Source organism: Paraburkholderia tuberum STM678 (assembly GCF_902833905.1).
In the GTDB taxonomy this organism is placed as follows: Bacteria; Pseudomonadota; Gammaproteobacteria; order Burkholderiales; family Burkholderiaceae; genus Paraburkholderia; species Paraburkholderia tuberum.
Map to the genome: position 1 here is coordinate 1 of NZ_CADFGP010000127.1, position 7,738 is coordinate 7,738.

Annotated in this window: 7 protein-coding genes; 3 read left to right on the forward strand and 4 right to left on the reverse strand. The window is 60.4% G+C overall.

The window, feature by feature from the left end:
- The coding region (locus tag HWY30_RS39995) for an ABC transporter substrate-binding protein (RefSeq protein WP_176079039.1) at positions 1–517 on the reverse strand (517 nt) is incomplete at its 3' end.
- 1,084 nt (positions 518–1,601) lie between these two features.
- On the opposite strand from HWY30_RS39995, the gene HWY30_RS40000 reads away from it, so the two are divergent.
- A complete protein-coding gene (locus HWY30_RS40000) occupies positions 1,602–2,780 on the forward strand; it encodes a LuxR C-terminal-related transcriptional regulator (RefSeq protein ID WP_244145202.1) in 1,179 nt (392 codons plus the stop codon).
- Here the strand turns inward: HWY30_RS40000 and HWY30_RS40005 are convergent.
- The 3 genes from HWY30_RS40005 to HWY30_RS40015 form a co-directional block, all read right to left on the reverse strand.
- The gene (locus HWY30_RS40005; RefSeq protein WP_090806746.1) at positions 2,713–3,033 is read right to left on the reverse strand and encodes a hypothetical protein; all 321 of its coding nucleotides are present in this window, start codon (positions 3,031–3,033) and stop codon (positions 2,713–2,715) included. The two genes, HWY30_RS40000 and HWY30_RS40005, sit on opposite strands and share 68 nt — an antisense overlap.
- Before the next feature lie 52 nt (positions 3,034–3,085).
- Positions 3,086–3,355, reverse strand: a complete 270-nt coding sequence (locus tag HWY30_RS40010) for a hypothetical protein (RefSeq protein WP_090806748.1) — start codon at positions 3,353–3,355, stop codon at positions 3,086–3,088.
- A gap of 774 nt (positions 3,356–4,129) precedes the next feature.
- Entirely contained in the window at positions 4,130–5,749 is a 1,620-nt protein-coding gene (locus HWY30_RS40015) for a methyl-accepting chemotaxis protein (RefSeq protein ID WP_176079040.1), read from the reverse strand.
- Between the two features lie 307 nt (positions 5,750–6,056).
- Here HWY30_RS40015 and HWY30_RS40020 point away from each other — a divergent pair, with 307 nt between their 5' ends.
- Together HWY30_RS40020 and HWY30_RS40025 are read left to right on the forward strand one after the other, a co-directional pair.
- On the forward strand, positions 6,057–6,629 hold the full coding sequence (locus HWY30_RS40020; protein ID WP_090806752.1) for a GNAT family N-acetyltransferase: 573 nt from the start codon (positions 6,057–6,059) through the stop codon (positions 6,627–6,629).
- A 100-nt stretch (positions 6,630–6,729) separates the two neighbouring features.
- Positions 6,730–7,239, forward strand: a complete 510-nt coding sequence (locus HWY30_RS40025; protein WP_090806754.1) for a GNAT family N-acetyltransferase — start codon at positions 6,730–6,732, stop codon at positions 7,237–7,239.
- Positions 7,240–7,738 lie beyond the last annotated feature (499 nt).

Sequence of the window (7,738 nt, forward strand, 5' to 3'; positions counted from 1 at the left end):
TCCAGGTCTTCGGGCCATTCGGATAGCCAGCTTTCGCGAGCAGATCCTTGTTGTAGTACAGCGCGCGTGTTGAAGCAGCGAGCGGCAAGCCACACACCTTGCCTTTGATTTCGCCCGGCGCCAGGATCTGGCCAATGAAGCGATCCCTGAAGCTGGCGTCCATGTAGCCATCAAGGGGCTCAGCGACGTCGTCGTGAACGAAATCCAGCAACCAACGGGTAGCGACAATCGCGAGGTCCGAGTTCGCGCCGCCCATGATGTCGGTCTGGAGCTTCTGTTGCAGCGCATCCCAGTTTACTTCTTCGATCTTGATTGTCGTACCAGGGGTAGCTTTCTCGAACTCGTGAGCCATCTTGTTGAAGTATGGGCCAGTCGCGTCACTGTAGTGCGAGACGGTAATCCGAACCGTGTCGGCGTGCGCCGTTACTGCAATACCTGAAAACGCAAACGCTACGATGATCGTGGGTAGCGCGAAAGACACAAGGACTTGCTTGCGCCGGAGATTCACCCTGCTCATGGATTCGCTCCCGCTCGCGCGCCCTTGCCCGACAGGCGGGAGCGCTCCTTCCATAGAATAGGCCGAGCCAGCACGCGGCGTCCGCCATTTTCCCGCGTGGGACAAAACGGCAAGGAACACCGGCAGACGTGCGACACGTCGCCGCTTTGGTCGCGCGGAGTCGGACGACAGCAAGGGGGCGGGACATGACACGTTCGCCTACGTGTCAAAGCGGCGCCCCTTATATTGAGCGTTTGTTGGTCGTTTACGTATGTCGCCTTTCATTCACTGAGCAGGAAGGCGCTCACGATGCGCAAACCGTTCACAACGCCGCACGCAATGCCTCATCAACGCGAAGGCAAGTCGAGCAGCGATGATCTTGACGAAAAACCGATGAACCCGTTGCGCGGCCGGACCGACCGTCCATCATCGACCGGCAGCATGCTCAACCCGCTGGTCGTGAAATGCCGCGCGAGCATCGCGCGAAAGTCGTAGCCGTGCCCTGTCGCACGCGAGTTCGCCGAGCGCAACTCGTCTTCGACCTACTCCAGACCCACGTCGAGCGAAACGAATTCACGAATCCGGAGCTTAAGTGTCCCGGTTTTCGTAAGCAGGTCGCGTGAACACGGCGTCAGCGCAGTCGGCATTAGGTCCGCGTTCTTCGCTGCGCTTAGCTGACTTAGCTTGACGAAGCTGATCGATACCTACGCGTCCATGCCCTGAGTCGATGCAAAATCGAGCACGATGAAACGGACCGGCACCGGATGACTCGCGGCGAGCCGCTCACGCAGGCTCTGGAGAATCGAATTGGCCCGCGAAGCGCGAACGGAGCGGGATATCGGAGACGGTCTGGCCCGGCTTCACATGAATTCCGCGAAAAAAGCGAGGGAGAGGTGGGACGCGCTGCCCAGTACCCGTCGTGACTCGAAACGCCGTCGAACATCATGCGCCGTGCGAGTTGTACGCCTACACTGGGTATTCATCGGCCCGGTTCAGTGCCAAGCTGGGGCCGATTGCATTGGCGAGCGGTGCGCCCGATTTTTGTCTGACGTTTGCGAATCGCATCGCGTCGCGCCGGAGCCAAACCGGTGCGGCAAGCTCGCGTGTGCCGGCTGGCATCGAATGCAGGCCACGAATATGGACATCGCGCAATGGCTCCAGCGTCTCGGACTCGAGCAGTACGCGCTCGCATTCGCGGCGAACGATATCGACGCAAGAAGTGACGCATATGCATATCATCCTCATCGCACCGACCGGTTTGTTCCGCGAGGGCGTTGCACGCCTAGTCCGCGACTTCGAAGAGTGTATCGAGGTGACATGTGCGGACTATCGGATCACCGCTTTCGAAGACTGGACCCGCGCAGACCTGCTGATACTGGATGGCGACCATCAAAACGAAGCACTCGATGTGCTGAACGCATTGCGGCGCGTCTTCCCGCATTTGCCAGCGCTCGCATTGCTGAGCGAGATCGGTCAGCAGACTATCGACTCCTTCATGGCTGCCGGTGTGGCGCGCTGCCTGAGCAAGTCGCAGTCCGCGCAAGCGTTGTGCGACGCGCTACAGGTGGTGCTGGCTGGCGCGGCATACCTGCCGGCAACGTTCTCTGCAATAGAGCACACGCAAGCTTCGCGTGGCGCAACCACGGATTCGCGCGTTGTTCCCGACCCTGCGATGAACAACCGCATGCTGACGCCACGCCAGATCGAAGTACTGGCCCTCGCGGCGCGCGGCGAGTCGAACAAGTCGATCGCGAGGCAACTCAATATCGCGGAAGGGACAGTAAAAGTGCATCTCTATACGGTGTATAAAGCGCTCAAGGTCGAGAGTCGCAGGCAGGCCAGCATCGCGGCCGCGCGGCTCGATCAGGTCGGCGATGCACAGCTTCATCAGGCGCTCGATGCGCAGCTCGCCATCAAGCGGCTCCTCTCTGATTTGCCTCCCCGTCGCTTCAAACGCGGAGACGTGCTGTTTCGCAAGGATGCGCCAAGCGACGCGCTCTACTATGTGTTGCGCGGGACGGTCAGCCTTCAGGAGATCGGAGTCGATATTGGCGCTGGCACGATCCTCGGAGAGATCGGACTTTTCTCGCCGGACCATCGCCGCACCTGGACGGCCTGTTGCAAGAGTGAATGCGAGTTGCTGACGGTTTCCGCGGCCGATGCAATGCGGATGTACTATCAGGATCCCGAGTTTGCGACTTACCTGATCCATCTGGTCACGCGCAGACTGGAGGCCGACAAACTACGCTCGAAGCAGGACAATGCGCGACGCTCCCTTGATTGATTTTCACGCGGCCGACCCTGTCCGCCAGCCAGCCTGCGACGACGATGAAAACGCCAGAAAAGAGGGCGGTGATGCTGACGGCGATGTCACTGAGGCCATCGTCGATTTGCAGATCCGCCCACATGGACTGCAGCACGTTCAAGGTCGTCTGGGCGAACAGCCAGAACGTGACGACGGCGAGCACGATGCCGGCAATCAGCTTCTCCCCGCGGTTGTACTCGGAGAGAATCGACGGTTCGTCGAAAGACGCCATTTTGGTTTTCCCTCCTTTCTCCGGAGCCGCAGTTTGCCCGCTCCAGGCAGGTTCACTTGCCACTACCTTTGAAGAGTTCCTGCAACCGCGCTGCCTCGCCGTTCTGCTGCGAGTGCACGAGGTCTTGATAGACTTCGGCGCGGGTCTTTCCGTCACCCACGCTATGTCCGCCGGACATCGAGCTTCCCGAAGGGTCGGGACCTTCCGAATTCATCGCGTCAGGCTGTGCTGCGGTCGTTGGATTTGCAGTGATGTTTTGCGCGCTGGCGTGCCAGGCGCACGCGCACAATAGCCCACCCGCGACGAGTAACACTGTTTTCATAGGAGTCTCCGTCAAAAAAGAATGTGGACGCAACGCGCCGTCGCGACGTGTAGAGGCGAGCGCCGGCGCTGCCCCTTGCAGGGGCTACCGGCCGCACTTGCTTGCAAGCTGGAAAAACATCGGAAACTGTGCAGCGAGCTCGTGTGTGCGGCAGGTCGGAGCCAGTATGATTTGCGAGCCTCGCTGCCGCTATATCACTTTGGTAATAGGCGGCAATGGAGAAACTGGCGCGGTGGTGCGCGAGTGTGTCGCAACTGCTCTCATCAAAGCCAGTCGAACGCCGCTGCCGCCCTACGCGAGCCTTGGCAACTCGACCCGGCAGCTGCTTTGCGGTACGAAATACGCTGTCGGGCGGTCCGGAGGTTCCACCATCGGCCGTGATGTCGGCGATGCATCCATACTCACCCGACGCACGCCCCTAGGCGCCCGCTGAAGGACCGGCGATTGCCGGTGTGAAAGGCTCTCCCGCGATCACCGTTCTGCCGTTGCGATTACCGTCGTGCTCGAGGCCCACGCGATCGGATCGTGTTCTCGCGATATGTGGTCACGTATGCGATGCCTACGGCTGGGTTGATCGGGAAGTCGTCCCACTGTCGGCCGCCGGTGATGTTGCACGCGCAAACCTGGCGATACGGCGGGCAGTTGCACCCCGGAAGCAGTCATTGAAGTTGCGCCAATCCGAACGGCCGCTCCGGGTGGCAAGATGACGGTCCAAAAAAACGCGCAGACGTGCCATGAAACGCGAGGTTCGCCGCGAGATTGCGGTGCGCGTCCTTACGCGAACACTGCGCGGTGCTGCGCCGAAGCCGGCGCGAGCTGTGCACCACCGTTAGCGTCAGCGTCGCCCACCTGAAACGCCGCGGCCGCGCGTTGCAGACTCATCGCCTGCTCCTTCAGCGACTGTGCCGCGGCCGCCGCCTGCTCGACGAGCGCCGCGTTCTGCTGCGTCATGCTGTCCATCTGCGTGACCGCGAGATTCACCTGGGCGATGCCAGCGCTCTGTTCCGCCGCGGCCGCAGCGATTTCCTGCACGACACCGGTCACACGCATGATCGCGTCGCGCGCTTCGTCAATCGTCGAGCCGGTGTTTTCGACCAGCGTTGCACCACAGCCGACGCTGCCCACCGCATGACTGATCAGCTCGCGAATTTCCTTCGCCGCGGTCGCGCTACGCTGCGCGAGGCTGCGCACCTCGCTCGCGACGACTGCGAAGCCGCGGCCTTGCTCGCCCGCGCGTGCTGCCTCAACCGCAGCATTCAGCGCGAGGATGTTGGTCTGGAATGCGATGCCCTCGATCGTCGCGATGATCTCGACCATGCGACCCGATTCGTTCGAGATCCCCTTCATCGCCGCGACGGCCTGCGTGACCATGTCGCCGCCGCGGGTCGCGATTTTCGCGGCGCCGGCCGCAAGCTCGCAGGCAGTGCGCGCGTTGTCTGCAGTCTGGCGGACCATCGCCGTCATCTGCTCCATGCTCGACGCCGTTTCCTGCAACGACGCCGCCTGGCTCTCGGTGCGCGACGACAGGTCCGCGTTCCCGTTCGCGATCTCGTTCGCGCCGCACGCGACGTTGTCGGACGCATGCTTGATCTGGCAGATGGTACCCGTCAGCGCGTCGCGCATCCGCTGCATTACGTGTAGGAGGCTCGACGTGTCGCCGTTGCGCGTGCGGATCGCCACCGTCAGGTCGCCCGATGCGATCGCGTCCGCCACGTTCGCCGCATAGGCCGGATCGCCGCCGACCATGCGCGCGATGCTGCGGTTCGTCACCGCGACGAGCGTCACGAGGACCGCGGACACGGCCACGAAGATCGCGCCGACCAGCCACAACGACGCCATGAACGCAGCGTCGATGTCGTCAACATAGGCGCCGGTTGCGATGATCCAATCCCACGGCGCATAGCGCACCACGTAGCCGATCTTGCCGACCGCCTGTGTCGACGCCGCGCCTGAATGCGGGAACACGTAGTCGACGAAGCCGCCGTCCGGCGCCTGTGCGGTCGACGCGAACGTCACGTAATGGTGACGGCCGTCGGCATCGGCGCTGCCCGCGAGATCCTTGCTTTCGAGTGCCGGCTTGATCGGATGCATCACCATCTGCGGCTTCGAATTGATCACGAGGAAGTAGCCGTCTTCGCCGTAGCGGACGCCGCGCAGGCGTTCGAGTGCCTGCTTGCGGGCATCCGCCTCCGGCAACGCGCCGCTTTGCGCCAGCGCCGCATACTCCGTCACGATGCTGAGTCCGACGTGCGCGATGTTCGTGAGGTCGTGCTTACGTTCTTCGATGCGCGTCTCGCGCGACTGCCACGCCGCCGATACGGAGACAGCGAGCAACGCGACGAGGCTGATGATCAACGGCAGCCAAAGCTTCTGCGTAAAACTGAGCTTGTGCATCCTGAGTCCTCGTGCAAATGAATGGAAACCGCGCAGGGCTGCCGTGCGAAGTGGCATGTGTATGGGCGCGCCGTGTGGCGCCGGCGGACTGTCCGGGGGCCATCCAGATGGTTCCTGCTCGAGTTATCGGCGGATACGAGCGAAAGTTTCATCCCGTGAAACCCTCGGTTACCACCTTGCCAAGGCGTATCGGAGGGCCCTTGTGCGTCGGCTCCCACGGAGCGTCATCAGGCACCAGCCGGCCACTTTGAGACACTCGACGCCGCCGCTTAAACTGTTGTCAATCATTCCTCCTGAGGCGAAGAAAATGACAACTGAGATCGAACTCTTGAGGCCTACGACTGCGTTGCTGGCAAGCTACGTTTCGGCCCTTGAGGCGGGATGGTCACCTGACAATGTTCGTAAGGAGGTCGCTGCGCGCGAACAGTTGCATGCTATCGAGTTGAACGCAGAGGCATTCGTCGACGGGCTGGATGATCCGACAGCATCAGGCGGCCCGATTCCTTTGCCCGATGGCTCGACCGTTGCCCGTCTTCCAAGCATCATCCGATGGATTTGGGACGGCGATGTTAGCGGTGCGATCGGATTTCGTTGGCAGGCTGCATCTGCCGAATTGCCGCCGTATGTGCTCGGACATATCGGCTTCTCAGTCGTGCCGTGGAAGCGAGGCAACGGCTACGCCAAGCAGGCGCTCAATTTGATGCTTGGCGAAGCGAGGCTGCAAGGCTTGCCCTACGTGGAACTAACGGTTGATCCTGAAAATATAGCCTCACAGCGGGTGATCGCAGCATGCAGTGGTGTCCTGACTGACCGGTTCAAAAAGACCGCCGCCTATGGATTCGCAGAAACTCTTCGTTATCGCATTGAGCTGGACGACTGAGAAACCTGTCGGACCCTGTTCGGTAAACTCTGGAGATTGATCCATCTCTGTTGGATCGGCGACAATTCAAGCCCTGCACACGCCTATACGATGGAGCATCATGAGTGGCATTCAGCTAAGCCGAGTGATCCGTGCCGACGCCGCCGATTTGATCGCCGCAAACTCAGCAAGTCAGGACTATCACCTGCCTTGGGTCACATCCTTTACCGATCAAACGGGCTTCGATAACTGGTTTTCAGGTGGTCTCACCGGGTCGAACGTCGGCCTCATTGCGCGTGAAGTGGCATCGATTCAAATTGCCGGTGTGGTGAACATTAACGAAATAGTAATGGGCGCTTTTCGCAGCGCCTATCTCGGGTATTACGGAATGTCGAACTTCGCCCGGGCACGGTTGATGACGGACGCGGTACGGGCAGCTGTGATCTATGCTTTCAGCGAACTTAAATTGCATCGGGTGGAGGCAAATATTCAACCAGGGAATATCGCGTCGATCGCACTTGTGCGGCGGTTGGGTTTTAAACAGGAAGGTTTTTCTCCTCGCTATCTCCGCATAAATGGCGAATGGCGCGACCACGAGCGATGGGCGTTGCTGGCCGATATGCCCGGTTAGACACAGCCGCCACTCAAAAAAATAATGTGCCGCGCAGAAGTTGTTTTTGTGCCAATATTGACAGCATGGAACTTCGTAACGTCCCGAGCAAGGCTCACCACCATCATCACGGTCGCTATCCGCTGCGCCGTGGGTCGTTACGTCCATAGCAAGGAATTCGACCTCACGGTCCATTCCATGTGCAAACGACCAAGGCGCTTAAGGCGCCTTTTTTTATTTCCCCACCATCAAGAGCTGAAGATGACCGACTCGATAAGCTATCGCCGCGCAACCGTGGACGACATTTTGAAAATTTGCGAGTTGGGTCAAATCTTGAACGCGATCCACCATCAGGCACGCCCTGACGTCTATGCAAACGCCACTGAAGAGTTCGCTCGAGACAAGCCGCACTGGCTATCTAGCCTTCAGTATCCGTCAGCGGAACCCGCGTTGACGGTGTCGCGCGGTTAGATGTCGACGATCTTCCGCAACAGAGCGTAAGAGACCCGCCAATGGCCTT